Annotated in this window: 17 protein-coding genes; 7 read left to right on the top strand and 10 right to left on the bottom strand. The window is 73.1% G+C overall.

Annotation, left to right across the window (positions count from 1 at the left end):
- Positions 1-130: 130 nt before the first annotated feature.
- From AB0F01_RS10005 to AB0F01_RS09985, 5 genes are all read right to left on the bottom strand, one after another.
- The gene (locus AB0F01_RS10005) at positions 131-343 is read right to left on the bottom strand and encodes an EF-hand domain-containing protein (protein ID WP_362092000.1); all 213 of its coding nucleotides are present in this window, start codon (positions 341-343) and stop codon (positions 131-133) included.
- Between the two features lie 119 nt (positions 344-462).
- A complete protein-coding gene (locus AB0F01_RS10000; RefSeq protein WP_362092575.1) occupies positions 463-1,071 on the bottom strand; it encodes an ATP-binding protein in 609 nt (202 codons plus the stop codon).
- Between the two features lie 168 nt (positions 1,072-1,239).
- On the bottom strand, positions 1,240-2,007 hold the full coding sequence (locus AB0F01_RS09995) for an enoyl-CoA hydratase-related protein (protein ID WP_362091997.1): 768 nt from the start codon (positions 2,005-2,007) through the stop codon (positions 1,240-1,242).
- A 189-nt stretch (positions 2,008-2,196) separates the two neighbouring features.
- Entirely contained in the window at positions 2,197-3,408 is a 1,212-nt protein-coding gene (locus tag AB0F01_RS09990; RefSeq protein WP_362091994.1) for an Ig-like domain-containing protein, read from the bottom strand.
- Between the two features lie 359 nt (positions 3,409-3,767).
- Complete coding sequence (locus tag AB0F01_RS09985; protein ID WP_362091991.1) at positions 3,768-4,988, bottom strand: Ig-like domain-containing protein; 1,221 nt, start codon at positions 4,986-4,988, stop codon at positions 3,768-3,770.
- A 187-nt stretch (positions 4,989-5,175) separates the two neighbouring features.
- Here AB0F01_RS09985 and glgX point away from each other — a divergent pair, with 187 nt between their 5' ends.
- Complete coding sequence (glgX, locus tag AB0F01_RS09980) at positions 5,176-7,425, top strand: glycogen debranching protein GlgX (RefSeq protein ID WP_362091988.1); 2,250 nt, start codon at positions 5,176-5,178, stop codon at positions 7,423-7,425.
- A 152-nt stretch (positions 7,426-7,577) separates the two neighbouring features.
- Here the strand turns inward: glgX and AB0F01_RS09975 are convergent, their stop codons facing one another.
- Genes AB0F01_RS09975 through AB0F01_RS09960 form a run of 4 tightly spaced genes read right to left on the bottom strand, consistent with a single transcriptional unit; the run spans position 7,578 to position 11,290 of the window.
- Positions 7,578-8,231, bottom strand: a complete 654-nt coding sequence (locus tag AB0F01_RS09975; RefSeq protein WP_362091986.1) for a response regulator transcription factor — start codon at positions 8,229-8,231, stop codon at positions 7,578-7,580.
- A complete protein-coding gene (locus AB0F01_RS09970) occupies positions 8,224-9,513 on the bottom strand; it encodes a sensor histidine kinase (RefSeq protein WP_362091983.1) in 1,290 nt (429 codons plus the stop codon). The genes AB0F01_RS09975 and AB0F01_RS09970 overlap by 8 nt, the downstream gene beginning before the upstream one ends.
- 29 nt (positions 9,514-9,542) lie before the next feature.
- Entirely contained in the window at positions 9,543-10,292 is a 750-nt protein-coding gene (locus AB0F01_RS09965) for an ABC transporter permease (protein WP_362091980.1), read from the bottom strand.
- Entirely contained in the window at positions 10,289-11,290 is a 1,002-nt protein-coding gene (locus AB0F01_RS09960) for an ABC transporter ATP-binding protein (protein ID WP_362091977.1), read from the bottom strand. Before AB0F01_RS09960 ends, AB0F01_RS09965 begins: the two co-directional genes overlap by 4 nt.
- Positions 11,291-11,619: 329 nt before the next feature.
- On the opposite strand from AB0F01_RS09960, the gene AB0F01_RS09955 reads away from it, so the two are divergent.
- From AB0F01_RS09955 to AB0F01_RS09940, 4 genes are all read left to right on the top strand, one after another.
- A complete protein-coding gene (locus tag AB0F01_RS09955) occupies positions 11,620-13,377 on the top strand; it encodes an ABC transporter ATP-binding protein (protein ID WP_362092573.1) in 1,758 nt (585 codons plus the stop codon).
- Positions 13,374-15,230, top strand: coding sequence for an ABC transporter ATP-binding protein (locus AB0F01_RS09950; protein ID WP_362091974.1), 1,857 nt, complete (start codon positions 13,374-13,376; stop codon positions 15,228-15,230). Before AB0F01_RS09955 ends, AB0F01_RS09950 begins: the two co-directional genes overlap by 4 nt.
- Positions 15,231-15,668: 438 nt before the next feature.
- The gene (locus AB0F01_RS09945) at positions 15,669-17,705 is read left to right on the top strand and encodes a M4 family metallopeptidase (RefSeq protein ID WP_362091971.1); all 2,037 of its coding nucleotides are present in this window, start codon (positions 15,669-15,671) and stop codon (positions 17,703-17,705) included.
- Positions 17,706-17,776: 71 nt separating this feature from the next.
- Positions 17,777-18,298, top strand: a complete 522-nt coding sequence (locus AB0F01_RS09940; protein ID WP_362091968.1) for a DUF1990 domain-containing protein — start codon at positions 17,777-17,779, stop codon at positions 18,296-18,298.
- A gap of 21 nt (positions 18,299-18,319) precedes the next feature.
- On the opposite strand, the gene AB0F01_RS09935 is transcribed toward AB0F01_RS09940, so the two are convergent.
- Positions 18,320-20,938 (bottom strand): glycosyltransferase family 1 protein, encoded by a 2,619-nt coding sequence (locus AB0F01_RS09935; RefSeq protein WP_362091965.1) that lies wholly within the window; start codon positions 20,936-20,938, stop codon positions 18,320-18,322.
- Positions 20,939-21,986: 1,048 nt separating this feature from the next.
- On the opposite strand from AB0F01_RS09935, the gene AB0F01_RS09930 reads away from it, so the two are divergent.
- Both AB0F01_RS09930 and treS read left to right on the top strand, forming a co-directional pair.
- Complete coding sequence (locus tag AB0F01_RS09930; protein ID WP_362091962.1) at positions 21,987-24,200, top strand: alpha-1,4-glucan--maltose-1-phosphate maltosyltransferase; 2,214 nt, start codon at positions 21,987-21,989, stop codon at positions 24,198-24,200.
- Positions 24,197-25,897, top strand: coding sequence for a maltose alpha-D-glucosyltransferase (gene treS, locus AB0F01_RS09925; protein ID WP_362091959.1), 1,701 nt, complete (start codon positions 24,197-24,199; stop codon positions 25,895-25,897). The genes AB0F01_RS09930 and treS overlap by 4 nt, the downstream gene beginning before the upstream one ends.
- Positions 25,898-25,971: the final 74 nt, after the last annotated feature.

Raw genomic sequence — 25,971 nt, 5'->3', positions numbered from 1 at the left:
GGGAACAGGGACGGGGAACGGGGATGGGGAACGGAGCCCGCCGCGAGGACCAGGTCCGCGCTCCGGGCCCGGGCGCGCGGCGGGGCCCGGTCCGCGGCGGCGACGCACGCGGTCCGGGCCCCGGCGGGGCTCACTTGCTGATGTGGACCCAGAACTCGTCGAACGACAGGAGCTTGTCGCCGTTCAGGTCGCGGGAGGCGATGACCGCCTCGGCGACCTCCTCGGTGACGTTCCAGTCGCCGCCCTGTGCGAGGGCGGTCTTGAACTCGGCGGCGGTGATGAACCCGTCCCCGTTCGTGTCGATGCGCTCGAACTGCCTGCGTGCTTCCTCGATGTCCGCCACCGGACCGCCCCTCTCGTCGTGTTCTCTCGGTGCTCCGCGGGCTCCCCCGGAGTCCTGATGACGCAGGTCAGATTAGCGCCCGCGGGGACCCCTGCCGCACCGGCCGCAGGCGGCGGGGCTCAGCGCTCCGTGACCCGCATCTCGAACCAGGTGGTCTTGCCGCGGGGCAGCAGGTCCACGCCCCAGCGGTCGGCCAGCTTGTCGACGAGGAAGAGGCCGCGTCCGCTGGTGTCCATCTCCTGCACCGGCATCAGGCAGGGCAGGCCGCGGGAGGGGTCGCGCACCTCGACACGGAACCGGCCGCGGCGGCGGGACATCCGGAGCCCGAAGACGCGGGCGCCGGTGTGCCGGACGGCGTTGCCGACGAGTTCGGACACCAGTAACACGGCGTCCTCGGCGGTACGGGGGGAGAGTCCCCAGTGACGCAGGACGACCACCTGGGCGAGCCGGCGGGCGATGGCGGCGGACTCGGGGAGCGAGGGCAGCTTCACCTCGGACTCCGTCGGATCGCCGTACAACTCCAGTGCGCGCAGGGCTTGTTCGTCCTCGACCGTCGGCGACCAGCGTGACGCCGTCGCACGTCCGTCTCCCCGCGGCTGTCCCAAACCCTCCAGCCCCGCCATGCCCCCATCATGGCCGTCGAACGGCACGTCAGGAGCCGGTACGGGCGAATACGCCCCCCGTACGCCCCCTGTGTGCGATCGTCCGCCGTCATATGCCAGGGGCAGTAGGGGATCGTTCCCACCACTTCCTGCCTGCGGGAACGGCTCGCTGTTCGACAATCGACGGGCCCCCTCGTCACGACAGGCTTAAGGGTGCCTTAAGGCTCCCATAAACCGCCGCACCGAGGGGGCCGGATCAGACATCGCGTCAATGGCAAGCCCTGGGACGAGGTTTCACACGAACTTCGCCTTGCCCGGGCCCTCCTCCACGAAGCTGCGCATGCCGCGCTCACGGTCCTCGGTCGCGAACAGACCCGCGAACCAGTTCCGCTCGACGGCGAGGCCGGTGTCGATGTCCGTCTCCAGCCCGGTGTCGACGGACTCCTTGGCCGCACGCAGCGCCAGCGCGGGGCCCTTGGCCAGCTTCGCCGCCCACGCGTGGGCCTGCTCGTAGACCTCGGCGGCGGGCACCACCCGGTCGACGAGACCCAGGGTCAGCGCCTCGTCTGCCCGGACCTGACGGCCCGTGAAGATGAGGTCCTTGGCGCGGGACGGCCCGATGAGGCGGGACAGCCGCTGGGTGCCGCCGGCGCCCGGGATGAGCCCGAGCAGGATCTCGGGCTGGCCCAGCTTGGCGTTGTCCCCGGCGATGCGGTAGTCCGCGCACAGGGCGAGCTCGCATCCGCCGCCCAGCGCGTAGCCGGTGACCGCGGCGACCACCGGCTTGGGGATGCGGGCCACCGCCGTGAAGGAGTCCTGCAGCCCGCGGGCGCGCAGGACCATCGCGGTGTGGTCCATCGCCTGCATCTCCTTGATGTCCGCGCCGGCCGCGAACACCTTCTCCCCGCCGTAGATGACCACGGCGCGCACGTCGTCGCGGCGCGTGGCCTCCTCGGCGAGTTCCTTCAGCCGGTCCTGCGTGGCCACGTCCAGGGCGTTCATCGGCGGGCGGTCCAGACGCAGGGTGCCGACGCCGTCCGCGACTTCGAGATGTACGGTCATGCCAGCAGGTTAACGGGGACTAACGGCGACCGGGGTGGGTGCGGTCGGTCACACCGGCCGGGGGTTCCGGGGCCCGCCGGAGCCCCGCCCGCTCCCGGCTCCTTGTACGGGCACGGCGCGGCCCCTTCCGCGGGTACGGCGCGGCCCCGGTGCCGTGGCTCGCACCGGGGCCGCGCGGACCGGGGGAGGCTACGCCTTCCACTTCTCCCAGGACATGTTCCAGCCGTTGAGGCCGTTGTCCGGGGCGATGGTGGCGTCCTTGGAGTTCTTGACGACGACCACGTCACCGATCATCGAGTTGTCGAAGAACCAGGCGCCCGGGGCCTTCTTGTCCCAGCCGCCGCGGGTGTCACGCAGCCCGATGCAGCCGTGGCTGGCGTTGTAGTTGCCGAAGGCGTCGCCGCCCCAGTAGTTACCGTGGATGAAGGTGCCGGAGGTGCTCAGGCGCATGGCGTGCGGGACGTCCTTGATGTCGTACTCGCCGCCGAAGCCGACCGTCTCGCCGTTCATGCGGGTCACCTTGAGCCGCTCGGTGATGACCATCTGGCCGTTCCAGGTCTCGGTGCCGGGGGCGCCGGTGGTGACCGGGATGGTCTTGATGACCTTGCCGTCCCGCTTCACCTTCATGGTGTGCTTCTTGGCGTCGACGACGGACACCTGGCTGCGGCCGATGGTGAAGGAGACCTTCTTCGACTGCTTGCCGTAGACCCCGGGGCGGCCCTCGACGCCGTCCAGGTTGAGGTCGACGGTGACCTTGGTGCCGGCCTTCCAGTAGTGCTCCGGGCGGAAGTCGAGGCGGTCGTTGCCGAACCAGTGTCCGGCGACCTCCACGGCCGGCTCGGTGGTGATGCGGATGGCCTTCTCGACGTCCTCGGGGTTGGTGATGCCCCGGGTGAAGCGCAGCGAGAACGGCATGCCGACGCCGACCGTGGAGCCGTCCTCGGGGGTGAAGTTGCCGATGAAGGTGTTCTTCGGCGTCAGCGTGGTGAAGTCGGCGTCCTCGGCGGCGGTACGGCCCTCGGCGTCCTTGGCCACGGCGTGCACGGTGTACTTGGTGGCGGCCGCCAGGTGGGTGGACGGCGTCCAGGTGGTCTTGTCGGCGGACAACTCGCCGTCGATCTTCCCGCCGTCCGCGTCCCGGACGACGACCTCCGTCAGCTTGCCCTTGGCGGCCGAGACCTTCAGCGCACCGGTGGTCTTCACGTCCTCGGCGCCGTCCTCCGGAGCGATGCTCACCACGGCCTCGGACTGCTTGCTGACGGCCGCGGCGGCGGGCTTGCCCTCGCCCTTGCCGTCGCCCGCGCCCGGTTCCGCGCCCCCGCCGCCGCAGGCCGTGACCGCCAGCACCACCCCGAGTGCCAGGGCGGCCAGTTGCCTGCCGGTCCGTCGCCGCGCGCCCACGGACGCACCCGATATCGGCCCCACGTTCACGTTGTTTCTCCCCTCGGCGGGCCTGGCCCGACCCGCACCCCCGCGCGCCCCTCGCGCCCTCCGGCGCATCGTAACCCCAGGCCAGCGGGGTTGGGCGGGGCGTGAATGTCACCGTTCAGTCCCAACTTCAACTGTCTGTGGGACCAGCGAGGACCGACGGGACCGAGAAGCGGGGACCAATGGGGTTGGAGGCCGACGCGGGACCGACGGCGGACCGACGGGACCGACGGGACCGACGAGGGCCGACAGGTCCGACTGGGACCAACGAGGGCCGCCCCGGCGCCCGGTCACCGAGGCGGCCCGGCCCGGCCGGAGGGGTCACGTCGGGGTCACGTCACCGCGCTGCCCGCACGCCACTTCTCCCAGTCCATGTTCCAGCCGCCCAGGCCGTTGTCGGGCGCCACCTTCTTGTCCTTGCTGTTGACCACCTCGACCACGTCACCGACGAGGCTGCGGTCGAAGAACCAGCCCGCCGGGGTGTCCGCCCCGCCGCCCTTGACGTCGCGCAGCCCGATGCAGCCGTGGCTGACGTTGGTGGAGCCGAAGACGTCCGCGTCGGCCCAGTAGTTGCCGTGCAGGAAGGTGCCGGACTCGGTGAGCCGGATGGCGTGCGGTACGTCCGGGATGTCGTACTCGCCGCCGAAGCCGACGGTGCGGCTGTCCATCCGGGTCACCTCCAGCATCTCGGTGATGACCATCGTCCCGTTGTAGGTGGTGGTCTTCGGCGCTCCCGCCGTCACCGGCACCGTGGCGAGCAGTTCGCCGTCCCGCCGCACCTGCATGGTGTGCCGGGCGGCGTCGACCCGGGAGACCTGGCTGCGGCCGACGGTGAAGGTGAACGTCCGCTGCTGGAGCCCGTACACGCCCGGGGCGCCCTCCACGTCGCGCAGGCCCAGCTCGACGGTGACGCGGGTGCCGGGCTTCCAGTAGTGCTCGGGGCGGAAGTCGAGCCGGGAGCGGCCGAACCAGTGCGGCCGGATGTCGACGGGCGGCTCGGAGGTGACCCGGACGGCACGTTCGACGGCGGCGCGGTGGGTGATCTTCCGGTTGAACTCCAGGGAGACGATCATCCCGGTGCCGACGGTGGAGCGGTTCTCCGGGGCCACGTAGCCGATGAAGCGTTCCTCGGGGACGTGGGTGGTGAAGGTGGTGCGGCGGGCGGAGCGGCGGCCGTTGCCGTCCACGGCGACCGCGTCGACGGTGTACTCGGCGGCGAGCGCCAGGCGTTCGCCGTCGGGCCGCCAGGTGCGTCCGTCGGCGGACAGGCGCCCCGGCACCGGGGAGCTCCGGGCGTCCTGGGACTTCACCACCGCCACCGACTCCAGCCGTCCCTCCGGCACCCGGACGCGCAGCTCGCGGTCGGGGCGGACGCCGGAGCTGCCGTCGTCGGGCGTCACCCGGATGACGTCCTCGGCGGCCGGCGGGCCGAACGCCCCGCTCAGGGGGCCGTCCGCGGTGCATCCGACGGTGCCGGTCAGCAGTCCTGCCCAGGTCAGTACGGCGGCCAGTGCGGCCCTCGCGCGCCGTGCGCGCCCTTGTGCGTGCCTCACGCGCTGTGCAACGACCGGGCGCGCGTTCGGGAAACGACCATGCCGCCGGGCGGGGAAACGTGAGTGCGCGGCACGCTCTGGGCAGAACTGTGGGGAGAACGACGCGCCGGACAGCCGCGGCCGGAGCCGACCGGAGGGCCGCGCACTCGTGACCACCGTCGTTCCACGAGCCGCGGGAGGCTGACAGGTGTCCAGCGCAGCCGAGCAGGAGGCGGTGGCCGCGCAGCGGGCCACCGGGGAGGGGCGCCCGGCCGTCGTCGTGAACGGCGGGCGGCCGGTGGCGTCCGCGCCGGCGGTGCCGGTCCGGCCGGGCCGGCCGACGCCGCTGGGCGCCCGCTTCCGGGTGGGCCCGGACGGGGTGGCGGGGACCAACTTCGCCCTGTGGGCGGGCGGGGCGGAGGGCGTCGAACTGTGTCTGTTCGACGAAGGCGGCCGGGAGCGCCGGGCCCGGCTGACCGAGCTGACGCACGGCATCTGGCACGGCTTCGTGCCGGGCGTGCTGCCGGGTCAGCGCTACGGCTACCGGGTGCACGGCCGCTGGGACCCGTGGACGGGGGCCCGCTGGAACCCGGCGAAGCTGCTGCTCGACCCGTACGCCCGCGCGGTGGACGGCGACTTCGCACTGCCGCCCGAGGTGTACGGGCACGTCCGGGACTGGCCGCAGCAGCATGTCGCGGACACGGTGCGCGACGACCGGGACTCCGCCCCGTACGTGCCCAAGGGCGTCGTGGTGCACGACGACGACGACTGGTCCGACGACCGCCGGCCCAAGACCCCGTGGGCGGACTCGGTGCTCTACGAGCTGCACGTCAAGGGGTTCACCCAGCGGCATCCCGGCGTCCCGGAGGAACTGCGCGGCACCTACGCGGGGCTCGCCCACCCGGCCGCGATCGAGCACCTGGTGAAGCTGGGCGTGACGGCGGTGGAGCTGCTGCCGGTGCACCAGTTCGCGCACGAGGACCACCTCCTCAGCCGCGGCCTGCGCAACTACTGGGGCTACAACTCCGTCGGCTACTTCGCCCCGCACGCCGGCTACGCGGCCTCCGGCACCACCGGGCAGCAGGTCGGCGAGTTCAAGCGGATGGTGCGCGCCCTGCACGCGGCGGGCCTGGAGGTCATCCTGGACGTGGTCTACAACCACACCGCGGAGGCCGGGGAGCTGGGCCCGACGCTGTCCCTGAAGGGCATCGACAACCGCGGCTACTACCGCCTCCAGCCGGACGCCCGCCGGTACGCCGACTACACCGGCTGCGGCAACACCCTGCACGTCGTGCAGCCGCACGTGCTGCGCCTGATCACGGACTCGCTGCGGTACTGGGTGACCGAGATGGGCGTCGACGGCTTCCGCTTCGACCTCGCGGCGGCCCTCGCCCGCTCCATGCACGACGTCGACATGCTCTCCCCCTTCCTCGCGGTGATCGCCCAGGACCCGGTGCTGCGCCGGGTCAAGCTGATCGCCGAGCCGTGGGACGTGGGCTCGGGCGGCTACCAGGTGGGCGCCTTCCCGCCGCTGTGGACGGAGTGGAACGACCGGTACCGCGACACCGTGCGGGACTTCTGGCGGCACGCGCTGCCGGACGTGCGGGAGATGGGCTACCGGCTGTCCGGCTCCAGCGACCTGTACGCCTGGGGCGGGCGCCGCCCGTACGCCTCGGTCAACTACGTCACCGCGCACGACGGTTTCACGCTGCGCGACCTGGTGTCGTACGACCGCAAGCACAACGAGGCGAACGGCGAGGGCAACCGGGACGGCACGGACGACAACCGGTCCTGGAACTGCGGGGCGGAGGGCCCCACCGACGACGAGCAGGTCCTGGCCCTGCGCCGGCGCCAGCTGCGCAACCTGCTGACCACGCTGCTGCTGTCCACGGGCGTGCCGATGCTGGTGGCCGGGGACGAAATGGGCCGCACCCAGCACGGCAACAACAACGCCTACTGCCAGGACAACGAGACCGGCTGGGTGGACTGGTCACTGCTGGAGCACCCGCAGTGGCGGGCGCTGTTCGACCTGACCTCGCGGCTGATCGGGCTGCGCCACCGGCACCCGGTGCTGCGGCGCCGGGCCTTCTTCTCCGGCCGGCCGCACTCGGCGGACGGGCTGCGCGACCTGGCGTGGTTCACGGCACACGGCGCGGAGATGACCGAGGGCGACTGGTACGCGCCGGCCGCCACGCTCGGGATGTACCTCTCCGGACGGGACATCCCCGGCCGGGGGGAGGACGGGGCACCGGTCGTCGACGACAGTTTCCTGGCCGTGCTGCACGCCGGGGGCGAGCCGGTGGACTTCGTGCTGCCGGGGCCGCCGTGGGCCGAGCGGTACGAGGTCGTCGTCGACACCGGGCGGGAGGACCAGGCGTCCGCGCCGGACACCGTGCACCGGGCGGGCTCGGCCCTTACGGTGCCGGGGCGGACGGTGCTGCTGCTGCGGGTGCGCTGACGGGACGGGCCCGCGGGCCGGCCGGGGGCGGTACCCGGCCGCTCCGGGCCGCTCTGGGCCGTCCAAGCGGGCCGTCCAAGCGGGCCGTCCAAGCGGGCCGTCCAAGCGGGCCGTCCAAGCGGGCCGTCCAAGCGGGCCGTCCAAGCGGGCCGTCAGCCCAGGATGCCCCGGTCGTAGCCCGCCGCCACGGCCGCCGCGCGGTCCCGGACGCCCAGCTTGGCGTACAGGTGCGTGAGGTGGGTCTTCACGGTCGCCTCGCTGATGAAGAGTTCCCGGGCGATCTCCCGGTTGGAGGTGCCCCGGGCGACCAGGGCGAGCACCTCCCGCTCCCGCGCGGACAGCGTCTCGCCGCCGGCCGGGCGGGGCGCGCGGACCGCGGACACCAGGCGGGAGGCCACCGCCGGGGACAGCACCGTCCGGCCCTCGGCCGCCGCCCGCACCGCCGCGAACAGCTCCTCGCGGGGCGCGTCCTTGAGCAGGTAGCCGGTCGCGCCCGCCTCGATGGCGGGGAGGGTGTCGGAGTCGGTGTCGTAGGTGGTGAGCACGAGCACCCGGGCGCGGGCGCCCCGGCGGGTCAGCTCGCGGATGGCCTCCACTCCCCCGCCGCCGGGCATGCGCAGGTCCATCAGGATGACGTCCGGGTCCAGGGCGGCGGCCCGTTCCAGCGCCTCGACGCCGTCGGCCGCCTCGCCGAGCACGCGGAAGCCGGCCACCGAGGCGAGCATGCCGCGCAGGCCGTCCCGGACGACGGGGTGGTCGTCGACGATCAGCAGGGAGACGGCGGGTTCCGCGGGCGCGTCAGTCATGGCGGACCAACGGTACGCGAGCCGACACCGCCGTCCCCAGGCCGGGTTCGGACTCGATGCCGAGGGACCCGGCGATGCGTTCGGCGCGGGCCCGCATGCCGTCGAGGCCGAAGCCGCCGCTGCCGTCACGGGCGCGGCGGACCCGCGGGTCGAAGCCGTGGCCGTCGTCGCGGACGTCGAGGGTGACCTCGTCGCCCATGTAGGAGAGGGTGACGCCGACCCGGGTGGCGCCCGCGTGCCGGGCGGTGTTCGACAGGGCTTCCTGGGCGATCCGCAGCAGGGTGGCCGCCACCTCGTCGTGGAGCGGCTCGACGGTGCCGGTGGTGGTGTACCGGGCGGGGATGCCGGTGCGCTCCTCCCACTCGGCCACCGTCTTCTCCAGTGCCTGCGGCAGGGCGTCGTCGGCCAGGGCGGCCGGGGACAGGTTGTGCACGGAACGGCGGGCCTCGCCGAGGCTGTGCCGGGCCAGGGCGGCGGCCCGGTCCAGGTGCTCACGGGCCAGCCGGGGGTCGTCGGTACCGGTGACCACCTGGAGCTGGGCGATGATGCCGGTCAGGCCCTGGGCGAGGGTGTCGTGGATCTCGGCGGCCAGCCGGCGCCGTTCGTCGGCCACCCCGGCCTCCCGTGCCTGGACCAGCAGTTGGGCGTGCAGGGCCGCGTTCTCGTCGAGCGCCTGCTGCAACGCCGTGTTGGTGCGCTCCAGTTCGTCGATGGTCTCGGCCTGGGTGCGGGCGCGGGCCTCCTCCAGGCCGGCGATGTGGGAGAAGACGAGCAGCAGCGCCGCGTTGACGCCGAGGACGCCGCCGAAGACCATCCAGCCGGTCGCGTCGTCCGGCGGCAGGCCGCCGCTCTGGGAGCCCGCGACGGTGACGGCGGCGGCCAGCAGCCCGGGGACGACGAGCCGCTGCGGCAGCAGTCGCCCGATGTCGAAGTAGTTGATCGCCGCGTGGAAGGCGAACAGCGGGTTCAGCCAGGTCAGGGCGAAGCTGAGGGCGATCCGCAGGGTGAAGTAGACCGTGCTCGCGGTCGAGGGCGTGGCACGGCCGCGCGAGGCCCGCCCCCACCACAGCTGCAGCACGAGCGTCGCGACGACGAGCACGGCGCAGGCGTACACCTCCGCCCGGGTCATGCCGAGGACCCGGGCGGTGGACGCCGCCAGCACCGTGCCGGTGGCGAGCAGCGCGTACGGCCCCCAGCGGTGGAACAGCGCCCACCGCTGCTCCAGCCGCGTGGCCGCCCGCGCGCCGTCCCCCGCCCGTGCGCCGTCCCCTGCCCGCGTCATCGCACCAGTGTCGGACATCCGGATCGCGCTCACTCCCAGCGGAACCAGCGGGCGGCGAACGCGGTCAGCAGCACCGTCCAGCCGGCCGTGACGCCCAGGTGGTCCCAGCCCGGCCAGGCCCCGGCGGCGGCGTCGTTCAGGGCTTCGGAAGCGGCGCCGAACGGGGTCCAGCCGACGATACGGGCGAGCAGGTCGGGCATGGCCTGCACCGGCAGCCAGACGCCCGCGCAGAACATCGCGGGGAACAACGCCGCCGACCCGAACGCGGCGGCGATCTTCGTCGTCCGGGACAGCGAGCAGATCAGCGCGCCGAACGCCAGGCAGGCGAAGGCCGCGAGGAGCAGGGCGAGCAGGTAGCCGGCGGGCTGCTCGGGCAGGGACACGCCGTAGACGACCCGGCCGAGCGTGAGCGCGAGGAGGGCGGACACCAGCGCGCTCCCGCCGTACACCAGCATCTGCGCGGACAGCAGGGCGGTGGCCCGGACCGGCGTGGTGGCCATGCGCCGCAGGATGCCCTGTTCGCGGTAGCCGGTGAGGGTCTGCGGCATGCCCTGGAGCCCGGCGATGAGGACGCCCAGAAGGACGGCGACGGGGACGTAGAGGTCGATGGACCGCAGCCCTCCGAGGTTCGGGTCGGGGTCGCGGAAGGCGGGGACGGCACCGAGGATCCCCAGCAGCAGGCTGGGGAAGAACAGGATCCAGAACAGGTTGCCGGGTTCGCGGCGGAACAGCCGTACCTCGGTGCGCAGGACGGCGGAGTTGAACAGGGCGGCGGTCATGCCGGAAGCTCCTCGGTCGGGCCGGACGGGTCGGCGTCGGACGGGCGGGGCGTGCCGGGGGCGCCCGGTGTGCCGGGGGCACCCGGTGTGCCGGGGGCGCCCGCGCCCTCGGTGAGGTCCAGGAAGGCGTCGTCCAGCGTGGCGTCGGTGACCCGCAGCTGGTGCGCGGTGACGCGGGTGCGGGCCAGCAGCGTGATGACCGCGTTGACGGTCGCGTCGGTGCCGGACAGCGTGACGCGGTCCTCGCGGTACTCGGCCGAGGCGAGGTCCGGCAGCGCGGCGAGGTCGCTCTCGTCCAGCGGCCGGGACGGGGTGAAGCTGATGACGGTGGCGCCGGCCGAGCGGCGGATGAGCCCGGCCGGGGTGTCCAGGGCGGCCACCCGGCCCCGGTCGATGACGGCGATCCGGTCGCAGAGCCGCTGGGCCTCCTCCATGAAGTGGGTGACCAGCAGGACGGTGACCCCGCCGGCGCGGACGTCCTCGATGAGCTGCCAGGTGTCGCGCCGGGCCCGCGGGTCGAGCCCCGTGGTCAGTTCGTCCAGCACCACCACCCGGGGGTCGCCGACCAGGGCGAGCGCGATCGACAGCCGCTGCTGCTGACCTCCCGACAGCTTGCCGTAGCGGGTGTCCAGCTGCGCGGTCAGCCCGAGGCGTTCGGTCAGGGGCCGCCAGTCGGCGGGGGCCGGGTGGAAGGACGCGTAGAGCTCCAGGGCCTCCCGGACCGTGAGCTTGGGCTGCAGCGCGCTCTGCTGGAGCTGGGCGCCGAGGACGCGGGCGACCCGGTCGTGCTCGGCGACGGGGTCGAGTCCGGTGACCCGCACCCGTCCCCCGTCGGGCACCCGCAGGCCCTCCACGCACTCGACCGTGGTGGTCTTGCCGGCGCCGTTCGGGCCGAGGATCCCGAAGATCTCGCCCTCCTCGACGGTGAACGACACCCCGTCGACCACGGCCCGGCTTCCGTAGGTCTTGCGCAGATCGGTGACTTCGATGACGGACATGCCGGTCAGTCTTCCGGCGGCCGGGGCCCGCGCGCATCGGCCGTGCCGCTCGGCTGCCATCGTCCGATCGGTTGACGGGAACGGTACGACCTGCCGGCGACGGCGGGCGGGCCAGGGCGAACGCCGCCCGGGCGGGCGGGCTTTTGGGGGCCGGGGTTCCCGCGCCGGCCCGCGGGTCGTAGGTCTCCGGACGGAGCCCTGTCGGGCCGAAACTCGGTGGGCAGTGTCAGCATCGATCCGTAGGCTCACTGCTGATGTCCACCTCACTCCCCACTGCCGAACCCCGCTCGGACGACGGTTCCAGGCCGGACGCCCCGCCCCGCTCCACCGTGCGCACGCTGCTGCGGCTGTGGCCGTACGTGCGGCCCGTGCGGGCGCGGCTGTTCACCGCCGCGTTCATCGCGGTCCTGGCCTCCTGCATCGGCCTGGTGATCCCGCTCGTCCTGAAGTGGATGGTCGACGGTCCGATCGCCGACCGCGACCCGGGGGGCGTGTGGCTCGGCGCGCTGTACCTGCTGCTGCTCGGACTGGCGGAGGCGCTGCTGTTCGGGCTGCGGCGCTGGCTGGTGGCCCGGCCGCTGTCCGGGGTCGAGGCGGGGATGCGGGCGGACCTCTACCGGCATCTGCAACGGCTGCCGGTGGCCTTCCACGACCGGTGGCCGTCGGGGCAGCTGCTGTCCCGGGCGACCACCGACCTGATGCTGCTGCGCATGTTCCTGGCCTTCCCGCTGACCTTCCTGCTGGTCAACGGCGTCACCATCCTCGTCGGCCTGGGCATCATGCTGGCGCAGGACTGGACGCTGGGCCTGGTCGTCCTGGTGCCCGCGGTGCCGGTGATGGTGACCTGCGTGGTGTTCGAGAAGCGCTACTCGGCGGCGTCGCGCAAGGCCCAGGACCAGGTCGGCGACCTGACGACCGTGGTCGAGGAGAGCGTGCTCGGCATCCGCATCATCAAGGGGTTCGGACGGCACCGCAGTCAGGCGCGCGCCTTCCACGAACTGGCCGGGCGACTGCGCGGCACGGAACTGCACAAGGCCCGGCTGCTGGCCACCATCCTCGGCATCATCGTCACCCTGCCCGAACTGGCCGTCGGCGCCGCCCTGGTGCTCGGCTGCATGCGGGTGGCCGACGGCACCCTGTCGGCGGGCACGCTGGTCGCGTTCCTGTCGACGGCGCTCGCCCTGCGCTGGCCGGTGGACTCCATCGGGTTCCTGCTGGCGATGAGCCAGGAGGCGGCGACCGCCACCACCCGCTACTTCGAGGTGATGGACGCCCCCGAGGAGGACCGGACGGCGCCCGCCGCCCCGGACGCCGCGCCCCGCCGCGCCGACGGGCTGCGCTTCGACGGCGTCACCTTCCGCTACCCGGACGCCCCGCCGGACGCCCCGCCCGTGCTGGACCGGGTCGACCTGCACATCCGTCCCGGCGAGTCGCTGGCCCTGGTGGGCGCGACCGGCAGCGGCAAGACCACGCTCACCGCCCTGGTCCCCCGGCTGCACGAGGTCACCTCCGGGCGGATCACCCTGGACGGGGTGGACATCACGGCGATGCCCCGCGAGGAACTGCGCGCCCGGGTCGCCGTCGCGTTCGAGGAGCCCACCCTGTTCTCGGCCGCCGTCGGGGAGAACGTGCTGATGGGCGCCGGTGCTTCCGGCGCCGGGCCGGAGGACCTGGAGCGGGCGCTCGGGGTGGCGCAGGCGGACTTCGTGCACGCGCTGCCGCAGGGTGTGGACACCCAGGTCGGCGAGCAGGGCCTGAGCCTGTCCGGCGGCCAGCGGCAGCGGCTGGCGCTGGCCCGCGCGGTGGTGGGCCGGCCCGACTTCCTGGTGCTGGACGATCCGTTGTCCGCGCTCGACGTGCACACCGAGGCCGCGGTGGAGGCCGCCCTGCGCCGGGTGCTCGCCGGCACCACGGCCCTCATCGTCGCCCACCGGCCGTCCACGGTGCTGCTGGCCGACCGCGTCGCGCTGCTCTCCGGCGGCCGGATCACCGCCGTCGGCACCCACCACGAACTGCTGCGCACCAACGCCGAGTACGCCCACCTGATGGCCGGTGAGCCGGCCGGCGGACAGGAGGACCCGCGATGACGGCGGCCACGACCGCGCCCGCCCCCGGCCGGGACGACGACGACCGGTCGCCCGGGGAGGCCGGCGACCCCTTCGACCGGGACGTCCTGCCGGCGCCCCCGGGCGCCACCGGGGCCCTGCTGCGGTCCCTGCTGTCCCCGCTGCGGGGCGGGGTCGCGCTCACCGCGTTCCTGCTGCTGCTCCAGCAGGCGGCGGTGCAGGCGGGCCCGCTGCTGGTGGCGTACGGCATCGACCGGGCGGTGCCCGCGTTCCGCGCCGACGACCACGGGCCGCTGATCGCGGTGGCCGTGGGCTACCTGCTGTGCGCGGCGTCGGCGGGCGCGCTGCAGTACGGCTTCATCACCGCCTCGGCCCGGGTGAGCCAGGCGGTGCTGCTCGACCTGCGCGGCCGGATCTTCCGCCACGCCCAGGCGCTGAGCGTCGACTTCCACGAGCGCTACACCTCCGGCCGGCTCATCTCGCGTTCCACGACCGACGTGGAGGCGCTGCGGGAGCTGCTGGAGGAGGGGCTCCAGGAGCTGGTGACGGTCGTCCTGTCGTGCGTCTACATCTCGGTGCTGCTGCTCTGGCTGGACCTGGGGCTCGGCGCGGTCGCGGTGGCGTCCTTCCTGCCGCTGTACGGGCTGGTGCGGTCCTACCGGCGGCGCGCGACGCGGGTGTACCGCAAGCGGTCGACGGCCATCGCCGCGGTCATCGTGAAGTTCGTCGAGACGATGAACGGCATCCGGCCGGTGCGCGCCTTCCGCCGGGAGGCCGCCAACGACGCCGACTTCCGGGTGCTGAACCGGCGCCACGAGCGCACCAACGGCGACGCGCTGCTGGAGATGGCGCGTTACGTGGTGGGCTCCCGGGTGACCGCGAACACCACGGTCGCGCTGGTGGTGCTGTGGGGCGCGTACCGGGTCGCGGAGGGCACCCTCGCGCTGGGCGTCCTGGCGGCGGCGGTGCTCTACCTGCGGCGGCTGTACGACCCGATCGACCGGCTGGGCATGTTCCTCAACGCCTACCAGTCGGCCGCGGCCTCGCTGGAGAAGATCGCCGGGCTGCTGGCGCAGACCCCGTCCGTGCCCGAACCGGCCACGCCCCGCGAGCTCCCGGTCCGGCGCTCCGGGCACCCCGGCCGCACCGTGGTCTTCGACGGCGTCCGGTTCGCGTACCGCACGGGCGGCGAGGTGCTGCCCCGCTTCGACCTGACGCTCCCGGCGGGGCAGACGGTCGCGGTCGTCGGCTCGACCGGCGCGGGCAAGTCGACGCTGGCCAAGCTGCTCGCCCGCTTCTACGACCCCACCGAGGGCCGGGTCCTGCTGGACGGCGTCGACCTGCGCGACCTCGCGGGACCGGAGCTGCGGCGCGGTGTGGTGATGGTGACGCAGGAGGCGTTCCTGTTCTCCGGCACGGTCGCCGAGAACATCGCCATCGGCCGCCCGGAGGCCACCCGCGAGGAGATCGAGCGGGCCGCCAAACAGATCGGCGCGCACGACTTCATCACCGCCCTGCCCGACGGCTACGACACCGACGTCCGCAAGCGCGGCGGCCGTATCTCCGCGGGGCAGCGGCAACTGGTGGCGTTCGCCCGGGCGTTGCTCGCGGACCCCGCCGTGCTGATCCTCGACGAGGCGACCAGTTCCCTGGACGTCCCCGGCGAGCGCGCGGTGCAGCGGGCGATGGCGACGGTGCTGACCGGCCGCACGGCGGTGGTCATCGCCCACCGGCTGTCCACGGTGGAGATCGCCGACCGGGTCCTGGTGATGGAGCACGGCCGCATCGTGGAGGACGGCCCCCCGGCCGACCTGATCGCCGGCACGGGCCGTTTCGCGGACCTGCACCGGGCCTGGCGGGACAGCCTGGCGTAGGGCGGCACGGAGGAGCCCGGGCGTCCGCCGGCCCCCGGGTTCCGACGGGCCGCCGTCGGGCCGCCGCGGCGCGCACCGCACCGCACCGGTGGCAGCCGCGGCGGGGTCGCCCCACGCCGCCCTGACGCTCCCGGCAGGGCGAGGCGATCGGGGCGGTCCCCGGTACGGAACCCCACCACGTCCGCATAACGGACTCCACCTCCCGGCCAGCGAACGTTTTCCGCCAAACTCTTGACGCGGTCCTGACAGAAACCGCGATCACCTGCCACTCTTCCCACGGCCCCTTCCCGGCAACCCCACCGCACCGCGCCGACGCCCGGGGACGGCGGCCGAGCACCACACCTGGTTCCGCGTACCGCCCTGTTCTGCCCGGCCGGCCCACCCGCCGGCCGGTCTCCCCTGGCCGCGCGACCCGCGGCCGCGCAGAAGGAGTCAGTGTTGAGAAGCAGGTCTTCCCACAGACGCACCCCCCGCAGCACCGCCGCCGTCGCACTCGCCGGGGTCGCCGCCCTGGTCGCGACGGCCGTCCAGGCCGGCACGGCCACCGCCGCGCCGGAGCCGGCCCCCGCCGCCGAGAGCGCGGCGAAGCCGGGCTCGGAGTCGGTCCGGCTCACCCCCGCCCAGCGCGCCGAGCTGATCCGCGAGGCCGACGCCACCAAGGCGGAGACCGCCAAGGAGATCGGCCTGGGCGCCAAGGAGAAGCTGGTCGTCCGTGACGTCCTCAAGGACCGCGACGGCACCGTGCACGTCCGCTACGAACGCACCTACGACGGGCTGCCCGTCCTCGGCGGCGACCTGATCGTCCAGGGCGACGAGGCCGGCGAGGCCGACACCGTCGTCAAGGCCACCCGGGCCGCGGTGAAGCCCGCGACCACCGCCACCGCGGTGCCCGCCGCGAAGGCCGAGCAGCAGGCCCTGTCCGCCGCGAAGGCCGAGAAGGCCAAGAGCCCCGACGTGGACCGGGCCCCCCGCAAGGTGATCTGGGCGGCCGACGGCAAGCCGGTCGTGGCCTACGAGACCGTCGTCGGCGGCCTCCAGCACGACGGCACCCCGCAGGAGCTGCACGTCGTCACCGACGCCACCACCGGCGAGAAGCTGTACGAGTGGCAGGCCGTGCACAACGGCACCGGCCACACCGTCTACAGCGGCACCGTCGACCTGACGACCACGCAGTCGGGGTCGTCGTACAACCTCACCGACGGCGCGCGCGGCAACCACCGGACGTACAACCTGAACCGCGGCACGTCCGGCACCGGCACGCTGTTCTCCGGCTCCGACGACGTCTGGGGCAACGGCAACCCCTCGAACCTGGAGTCGGCCGCCGCCGACGCCCACTACGGGGCGGCCCTGACCTGGGACTACTACAAGAACGTGCACGGCCGCAGCGGAATCCGCGGGGACGGCGTCGGCGCCTACTCCCGGGTCCACTACGGCAACAACTACGTCAACGCCTTCTGGTCGGACAGCTGCTTCTGCATGACCTACGGCGACGGCGCGGGCAACGCCAACCCGCTCACCTCGATCGACGTGGCCGCCCACGAGATGACCCACGGCCTCACCTCGAACACCGCGGGCCTGATCTACAGCGGCGAGTCCGGCGGCCTCAACGAGGCCACCAGCGACATCTTCGGCGCGACCGTCGAGTTCTACGCGAACAACTCCTCCGACGTCGGTGACTACCTCATCGGCGAGGAGATCGACATCAACGGCGACGGCACCCCGCTGCGCTACATGGACAGGCCGAGCCGGGACGGCAAGTCCAAGGACGCCTGGTACTCGGGCATCGGCAGCATCGACGTGCACTACTCCTCCGGCCCGGCGAACCACTTCTTCTACCTGCTCAGCGAGGGCAGCGGCACCAAGACCATCAACGGGGTGACCTACGACTCGCCCACCTCCGACGGTCTCCCGGTCACCGGCATCGGCCGCGCCAAGGCGGAGAAGATCTGGTTCCGCGCGCTGACCACCAAGTTCACCTCCACCACCAACTACGCCGGCGCCCGCACCGGCACCCTGGCGGCGGCCGGCGAGCTGTACGGGACGGACAGCGCCGAGTACAAGGCGGTGCAGGACGCCTGGGCGGGCGTCAACGTGGGCTCACGCCCCGGTGACGGCGGTGGCGGCGGCGGCACGTCGTTCGAGAACACCACCGACGTGTCGATCCCGGACAACGGCGCCGCGGTGACCTCCTCGGTCACCGTCACCGGACGCTCCGGGAACGCCCCGTCCAACCTCGGCGTGACGGTGGACATCAGGCACACCTGGAGCGGCGACCTGGTCGTCGACCTGGTGGCCCCGGACGGCTCCGTGTACCCGCTGCGCAGCCGCACCGGCGGCTCGGCCGACAACATCCAGGAGACCTACACCGTCAACGCCTCCTCCGAGACGGCCAACGGCACCTGGAAGCTGCGCGTACAGGACCGGGCACGCTACGACACCGGCTACATCAACAGCTGGAAGCTCACCTTCCCGTAAACCGGGACGAGCCCACCGGGCGGCGCCCCGCCGTGCTCCACGGCGCGGGCGCCGCCCTACCCTTGGGTCCCATGTCTTCGGCGGACTTCACCTACGACCACGTCGGCAAGACCCGTGAACAGGGCTTCTGCCCACCGGGTTTCCACCCCCTGCACCTCCGTACCCGGCTGGGCGAGGGCGAGGTGGTGTTCCAGCAGGCGACCCGGGCGCTGTTCACCTGGGAGATGCACCGGGCCATGGGGGTCGGGGTGGACGCCGCCGCCGACCGGGCCGCCCCCGGGGTGGACGTCACCGTCACCCTCGCCGGAGTCGTCAGGGCCCCGTGCCGGGTGGTCTGGGCCGAGGAGGAACACCGCAGGGCTGGCTGGGCCTACGGCACCCTGGCCGGCCACCCGGAGCGCGGCGAGGAGTCGTTCGTGGTGGACCGCACCGGCGACGGCACCGTGTGGCTGACCGTGTCCGCCTTCAGCCGCCCGGCCGCCTGGTACGCCCGGGCCGGCGGCCCGGCGACGCGCGGCCTCCAGCACGCCTACGCGCGCCGCTGCGGAACCGTCCTGCGCCGCCTGGCCACCGAGGGCGTCGAGGACCAGTGAACCCCCGCCGCCCCGGCCCTCTCACCTCATCAGCAGACCCGCCGCCGCCACCAGGTCCTCGGACGGCACGGCGAGCAGGCCCATCTCCGCGCCGGACGCCAGCAGCCGGTGCCCGGGCAGGATGCGGACCGTGTAGCCGAAGGGTCCGGTGCGGTCCAGGGACAGCGGGCCCTCGTACACCCAGCGGCCCTCCTGGTCCGGCGAGCCCGACGGCTTCAGCGGCACGGTGCTCGCGTCGGTGATGCGGTCGGCTTCGTCGACCCGGCCGGAGACCGCCTGCACCTCCACGTCGTCCGGGCCGAGGTCACCGAGGTTCACCCGCACCCGCAGGGCGAGCGTGGTGCCCAGTTCGGCGGTCGCCTCCGTGTCGGAGGTCTCGACGTGGTCGACGCTCACCCGGTGCCAGGCGGACCGCACCCGGGCCTTCCACGCGGCCAGCTCGCGGGCCGTCCCCGGGTCCATGGCGCGCTGCGCGGTCGCGGCGGGCGCGTAGAGGCGCTCCACGTACTCCCGGACCATCCGCCCGGCCAGCACCTTGGGGCCGAGCGAGCTGAGGGTGTGCCGGACCATCTCCAGCCACCGGTCGGGCAGCCCGCTCTCGCCCCGCTCGTAGAAGCGGGGGGTCACCCGCTGCTCCAGCAGGTCGTAGAGGGCGGCGGCCTCTATGGCGTCCCGCCGGTCGGGGTCCGTGGCGCTGCCGTCGGCGGTGGGGATGGCCCAGCCGAAGTCGGGCTGGAACCACTCGTCCCACCAGCCGTCCAGCACCGAGAGGTTGAGGCAGCCGTTGAGCGCCGCCTTCATCCCGCTCGTCCCGCACGCCTCCAGCGGGCGCAGCGGGTTGTTCAGCCAGATGTCGCAGCCGGGGTAGAGCTTCTGCGCCATCGCCATGCCGTAGTCGGGCAGGAAGACGATCCGGTGCCGCACCCGCGGGTCGTCGGCGAACCGGACGAGTTCCTGGATGAGCCGCTTGCCGCCCTCGTCCGCCGGGTGCGCCTTGCCCGCGACGACGATCTGCACCGGCCGCTCGGGGTGCAGCAGCAGCTCCATCAGCCGGTCCTTGTCGCGCAGCATCAGCGTCAGCCGCTTGTACGACGGGACCCGCCGGGCGAACCCGATGGTCAGCACGTCCGGGTCGAGCACCCGGTCGATCCAGCCCAGCTCGGCCGTACCGGCCCCGCGCTGCCGCCACGAGGCGCGCAGCCGCTCGCGGACCTCCATCACCAGCAGCTCGCGCAGGGAGCGGCGCAGCTCCCAGATCTCCTGGTCGGCGATGTCGGCGATCGAGTCCCAGCGGTCCGACCCGCCGACGGTCAGGGCCTCCTCGGCCCGTTCCTCGCCGATCTTCCGGGCGCCGAGCCGGAACACCTCGGGGGCCACCCAGGTGGGGGCGTGCACCCCGTTGGTGACGGAGGTGATGGGCACCTCCGCCGGGTCGAAGCCGGGCCACAGCCCGGCGAACATCTCCCGGCTGACGTGGCCGTGCAGCAGGGAGACGCCGTTGGCGCGCTGGGCGAGGCGCAGGCCCATCACGGCCATGTTGAAGAGGTTGGCCTCCCCGCCCGGGTACGTCTCCATGCCGAGCCGCAGGACCTGGTCGACGTCGATGCCGGGCAGTTCGGCGCCGGGGCCGAAGTGCCGGGCGACCAGTTCGCGGTCGAAGCGGTCGATGCCGGCCGGGACGGGCGTGTGGGTGGTGAACACGGTGCCGGCCCGGACCGCCTCCAGCGCGGCGGGGAAGTCGAGCCCTTCGGCGCCCAGCTCGGCGATGCGCTCCAGGCCGAGGAAGCCGGCGTGGCCCTCGTTGGTGTGGAACACCTCGGGGGCGGCGTGCCCGGTGAGCCCGCAGTACGCGCGCACCGCCCGGACCCCTCCTATGCCGAGCAGCATCTCCTGGAGCAGCCGGTGCTCGCTGCCGCCGCCGTAGAGCCGGTCGGTGACACCGCGCTCGCCGGGGGCGTTCTCCTCGACGTCGGAGTCCAGCAGCAGCAGCGGGACCCTGCCCACCTGGGCCAGCCAGATCCGGGCGTGCAGCGAGCGCCCGCCGGGCAGGGCGAGGGTGACGTGCGCGGTGGTGCCGTCGGGTTCCTTGAGCGGGACCAGCGGCAACTCGTTGGGGTCGAGCACGGGGTAGTGCTCCTGCTGCCAGCCGTCCCGGGACAGGGACTGGCGGAAGTAGCCGTGCCGGTAGAGCAGGCCGACGCCGATCAGCGGCACGCCGAGGTCGCTGGCGGCCTTGAGATGATCCCCGGCGAGGATGCCCAGGCCGCCGGAGTACTGCGGCAGAGCGGCGGTGATGCCGAACTCCGGGGAGAAGTAGGCGATGGCGGCGGGCAGGTCCTCGGTCCGGGACTGGTACCAGCGGTCACCGGTGAGGTAGGCGTCGAGGTCGTCGGTGACCGCGGTGAGGCGGTCGAGGAAGTGGGGGTCGCCGGCGAGTTCGGTCAGCCGGGCGGGCGGCACGCTGCCCAGCAGCCGGACCGGGTCGCAGCCCGCGGCGGCCCAGCGTTCCGGGTCGACGGACCGGAAGAGGTCGCGGGTCCCTTCGTGCCAGGACCAGCGCAGGTTGCGGGCCAGGTCGCTGAGGGGCCGGAGGGGTTCGGGGAGAACGGGTCGGACGGTGAATCGACGGATCGCCTTCACATTCCACCTCGGCGCGTTCGTGACAGACGCGGTGTGCGTCTCGGCATCCCTGCCGACAGTACCGGCGCGGGGTGCCGTCGTGCCGGAGGCCGGGCGAGCGGGTGGCGCCGCGCGGCAGAACAAACGATTCCTCGCATACCGGATGTGGCCGGTTCCCCACCTGTGGGCGCTCTTGTGATATTTGGTCCCGCGCGCTCGGAGCTCTGCGCACTCGGAGCCCTGGGCGCTCGAAGCCCCGGGCGGGCCGGGTGCAGGACCGCGTGTGGCGAGGAGCGGGCGGCCCGGCGATCACGGGGCGTCGGCGGGGGGGCCGGTGCCCCTGGGGGCGTGATGCGGAGACCCGAGGGGCTCGGTGCCCCGGAGGCCCGGTGCCCCGAGGCCCGCGGGGCGGATGACCGGACGGCGGGTGAGGGGGGCGACCGCCACGACCACCGCCCCGGCGCCACGGAACCGGTCGGACCGGGTGCGAAGACACCTGGTCCGGGGGACAAGATTCCGGCCGTTTCCCGGGGACCGCCCCGCGGCCGGTCCGGGTCCCCCACCGGGCTCCTCCGTCACGGCAGCCGCTCCCGGCGGCACCGCGCCCGCCGCCGGGGCGGAGCGGCCGGGGGCGGCCCGGAGGCGCCGTCCGCCGCCCGTCGGAGCCGTCGCGCGGGACCCGGACGCGCCCCGGTCCGCCCTTCCGGGGACGGCGACGTGCCTGGTCGGAGGGGCGGGGCGCGGGACGGCGGCCGGACGGCGGACGGGTGCGCCGAGCCCTCCGGCGGCCGGGCCGGGCCCCTGCCCGCAGCAGCGCCCGGCCGTCGGCACGAGGGCCGGGGAGGGCCCGGGCCACGGACACCCTCCGGTACCCCGCCGGGCCGGGCGCCGGGGTACCGAAACAATCGACTCCGCCGTGTCGACATACGCGCGAGTAGTTAACAAAGTGCCGGATTGCCCACCCGAATAGGGTGGGAAGGCTCCTGCGGGTACTCCCTCAGGAGCACCACGCAGGACCCGCCTTCCCTCAGTCATCCGCCCACCCACGTTGACGCGGACAGGAGCGGTCATGCCCGCCAAGCACCACTCGTCATCGCCCCCGACGCCCGGCTCCCGCGCACGGCGGGGGGCCGCGGAATCCCCTCCGGTCCACGCCTCGGACCACGGTCCGCCGCCGGCCGCCGGGCCCGCCGGGACGGGGGCGCCGAGCGTCGCCGGTCCGGACACCCTCGCCGGTCACGCCTCCGCCTCCGGCCCCGTGACGTCCGTGGGCCGCATCCCGGTCCTGGACGTGCGCCCGCTGGTCCGGGGCGGGCTCCGGCCGGCCAAGGCCGTCACCGGGGAGACCTTCGAGGTCTCGGCCACCGTGTTCCGTGAGGGGCACGACGCGGTGGCCGCGAACGTGGTCCTGACGGACCCGGCGGGCCGCCCCGGGCCCCTCACCCCGATGCGGGAGCTGGCGCCGGGCACCGACCGGTGGGGCGCCGAGGTCACCGCCGGGGAGCCGGGGCTGTGGACATACACCGTCGAGGCGTGGGGCGACCCGGTCACCACCTGGCGGCACCACGCGGAGATCAAGATCCCGGCGGGCATCGACACGGAACTCGTGCTGGAGGAGGGTGCCCGCCTGTACGAGCGGGCCGCAGCCGACGTGCCGGGCACCGCGCCGCGGGAGGTCCTGCTGACGGCCGTGGACGCGCTGCGCGACGACCGCCGTCCGCCGTCCGCCCGGCTGGCGGCCGCGCTGACTCCGGACGTGGACGCGGTGCTGGCGCGGTATCCGTTGCGGGAGCTGGTGACCAGCAGTGAGCCGTTGCCGTTGCTGGTGGAGCGGGAGCGGGCGCTGTTCGGGTCGTGGTACGAGTTCTTCCCGCGCTCGGAGGGCACCGAGCAGGAGCCGCACGGCACGTTCGAGACCGCCGCGCGGCGGCTGCCGGCGATCGCGGCGATGGGCTTCGACGTGGTGTACCTGCCGCCGATCCACCCGATCGGGACGACGTTCCGCAAGGGCCCGAACAACACACTGGACGCGGGTCCGGACGATGTGGGGGTGCCGTGGGCGATCGGGTCGGCGGAGGGCGGCCACGACGCGGTGCATCCGCGGCTGGGCACGCTGGAGGACTTCGCCCGGTTCGTGGCGCGCGCCGGTGAGCTGGGCATGGAGGTGGCGCTGGACTTCGCGTTGCAGTGCTCGCCGGACCATCCGTGGGTGCACAAGCATCCGGAGTGGTTCCACCACCGCCCCGACGGGTCGATCGCGTACGCGGAGAACCCGCCGAAGAAGTACCAGGACATCTACCCGGTCGCGTTCGACGCGGACATGGACGGGCTGGTGGCGGAGACCTGCCGGGTGCTGCGGCACTGGATGGGGGTGGGGGTGCGGATCTTCCGGGTGGACAATCCGCACACCAAGCCGGTGGTGTTCTGGGAGCGGGTGATCGGCGAGATCAACCGCACCGACCCGGACGTGATCTTCCTGGCGGAGGCGTTCACCCGGCCGGCGATGATGCACACGCTGGCGCAGATCGGCTTCCAGCAGTCGTACACCTACTTCACCTGGCGCAACAGCAAGCAGGAGCTGACCGAGTACCTGACCGAACTGTCGGGGGAGGCCGCCTCCTACATGCGGCCCAACTTCTTCGCCAACACCCCCGACATCCTGCACGCCTATCTGCAGCACGGCGGCCGGCCCGCCTTCGAGGTCCGCGCGGTCCTCGCCGCCACCCTCTCCCCGACCTGGGGCATCTACAGCGGCTACGAACTGTGCGAGAACACCCCGCTGCGCGAAGGCAGCGAGGAGTACCTCGACTCCGAGAAGTACCAGCTCAGGCCCCGCGACTGGGAAGCCGCCGAACGCGAGGGCCGCACCATCGCCCCGCTCATCACCACACTCAACACCCTCCGCCGGGAGAACCCGGCCCTGCGCCAGCTGCGGGACCTGCACTTCCACCATGCGGACCAGGAGCCGGTCATCGCATACTCGAAACGGAAGGGTTCGAACACGGTTCTGGTGGTCGCCAACCTCGACCCGCACCACACCCAGGAGGCCACGGTCTCGTTGGACATGCCGCGTCTCGGCCTCGACCGGCACGAGACGGTACCGGTGCGCGACGAGCTCACCGGTGAGACCTATCACTGGGGCAGCGCCAACTACGTGCGCCTGGGGCCGGGGGGAGCGCATGTACTCGTCGTCGGCCGGGGGCCCGGGGATGACACCCCGGGTGAGCACACGTCGGATCTGCGGCCGTCCACTCCGCACATGGGAGGGTCACCCACATCATGATCGTCAACGAACCCGTGCCGGACACCTTCGAGGACACCCCCGCCGGGGACCGGGACCCCGAGTGGTTCAAACGCGCCGTCTTCTACGAGGTGCTGGTCCGTTCCTTCCAGGACAGCAACGGTGACGGCGTCGGCGACCTGAAGGGCCTGACCGCCAAGCTCGACCATCTGCAGTGGCTCGGCGTGGACTGCCTGTGGCTGCCGCCGTTCTTCAAGTCGCCGCTGCGCGACGGCGGTTACGACGTGGCCGACTACACCGCCGTGCTGCCCGAGTTCGGCGACCTCGCCGACTTCGTGGAGTTCGTCGACTCCGCGCACCAGCGCGGCATGCGCGTCATCATCGACTTCGTCATGAACCACACCAGTGACCAGCACCCGTGGTTCCAGGAGTCCCGCAAGGATCCCGACGGCCCCTACGGGGACTACTACGTGTGGGCCGACGACGACAAGCAGTTCCAGGACGCGCGCATCATCTTCGTCGACACCGAGGCGTCCAACTGGACCTACGACCCGGTGCGCAAGCAGTACTACTGGCACCGCTTCTTCTCCCACCAGCCGGACCTGAACTACGAGAACCCGGCGGTGCAGGAGGAGATGATCTCCGCGCTGAAGTTCTGGCTGGACCTGGGCATCGACGGGTTCCGGCTGGACGCGGTGCCGTACCTGTACCAGCGGGAGGGCACCAACTGCGAGAACCTTCCGGAGACCCACGCGTTCCTGAAGCGGGTGCGCAAGGAGATCGACGCGCAGTACCCCGACACCGTGCTGCTGGCCGAGGCCAACCAGTGGCCCGAGGACGTGGTCGACTACTTCGGCGACTACTCCGTCGGCGGCGACGAGTGCCACATGGCGTTCCACTTCCCCGTCATGCCCCGCATCTTCATGGCCGTCCGCCGCGAGTCCCGCTACCCCGTCTCGGAGATCCTCGCCAAGACCCCCGCCATCCCCTCCGGCTGCCAGTGGGGCATCTTCCTGCGCAACCACGACGAGCTGACCCTGGAGATGGTCACCGACGAGGAACGCGACTACATGTGGGCCGAGTACGCCAAGGACCCCCGCATGCGCGCCAACATCGGCATCCGCCGCCGGCTCGCCCCGCTGCTGGACAACGACCGCAACCAGATCGAACTCTTCACCGCCCTGCTGCTCTCCCTGCCCGGCTCCCCCGTCATGTACTACGGCGACGAGATCGGCATGGGCGACAACATCTGGCTCGGCGACCGCGACGCGGTGCGCACGCCCATGCAGTGGACCCCGGACCGCAACGCCGGCTTCTCCTCCTCCGACCCCGGCCGCCTCTACCTGCCCACGATCATGGACCCGGTCTACGGCTACCAGGTCACGAACGTCGAGGCGTCGATGGCGTCCCCGTCCTCCCTGCTGCACTGGACCCGCCGGATGATCGAGATCCGCAAGCAGAACCCCGCCTTCGGCCTGGGCACCTACACCGAGCTGCCCTCCTCCAACCCGGCCGTCCTCGCCTTCCTGCGCGAGTACGAGGACGACCTGGTGCTCTGCGTCAACAACTTCTCCCGTTTCGCGCAGCCCACCGAGCTCGATCTGAGCGCCTTCGAGGGACGGCACCCGGTCGAGCTGTTCGGCGGGGTGCGCTTCCCCGCCGTCGGGGAACTGCCGTACCTGATGACCCTCGGGGGGCACGGCTTCTACTGGTTCCGGCTCCGCAAGGACGCCTCGTAGAACCGGGGCGGGGCGGTTTCCACCGCCCCGCCCGGGGCACGCATCAGTAACACCCCGCCCACCGGCGGCGCCCC

It is taken from the genome of Streptomyces sp. NPDC029526, from assembly GCF_040637405.1.
In the GTDB taxonomy this organism is placed as follows: domain Bacteria; phylum Actinomycetota; class Actinomycetes; order Streptomycetales; family Streptomycetaceae; genus Streptomyces.
The sequence above is the reverse complement of the archived record's forward strand: the minus strand, read 5'-3'. Positions and strand labels throughout refer to the sequence as shown.

What these genes read in the sequence shown, in the direction of transcription:
- AB0F01_RS09995 (WP_362091997.1), bottom strand. Translation starts at nt 2,007, where the DNA reads ATGACCGTACATCTCGAAGTCGCGGACGGCGTCGGCACCCTGCGTCTG.
- AB0F01_RS09975 (WP_362091986.1), bottom strand. Translation starts at nt 8,231, where the DNA reads ATGACTGACGCGCCCGCGGAACCCGCCGTCTCCCTGCTGATCGTCGAC.
- AB0F01_RS09970 (WP_362091983.1), bottom strand. Translation starts at nt 9,513, where the DNA reads ATGACGCGGGCAGGGGACGGCGCACGGGCGGGGGACGGCGCGCGGGCG.
- AB0F01_RS09965 (WP_362091980.1), bottom strand. Translation starts at nt 10,292, where the DNA reads ATGACCGCCGCCCTGTTCAACTCCGCCGTCCTGCGCACCGAGGTACGG.
- AB0F01_RS09960 (WP_362091977.1), bottom strand. Translation starts at nt 11,290, where the DNA reads ATGTCCGTCATCGAAGTCACCGATCTGCGCAAGACCTACGGAAGCCGG.
- AB0F01_RS09950 (WP_362091974.1), top strand. Translation starts at nt 13,374, where the DNA reads ATGACGGCGGCCACGACCGCGCCCGCCCCCGGCCGGGACGACGACGAC.
- AB0F01_RS09940 (WP_362091968.1), top strand. Translation starts at nt 17,777, where the DNA reads ATGTCTTCGGCGGACTTCACCTACGACCACGTCGGCAAGACCCGTGAA.
- AB0F01_RS09930 (WP_362091962.1), top strand. Translation starts at nt 21,987, where the DNA reads ATGCCCGCCAAGCACCACTCGTCATCGCCCCCGACGCCCGGCTCCCGC.
- treS (WP_362091959.1), top strand. Translation starts at nt 24,197, where the DNA reads ATGATCGTCAACGAACCCGTGCCGGACACCTTCGAGGACACCCCCGCC.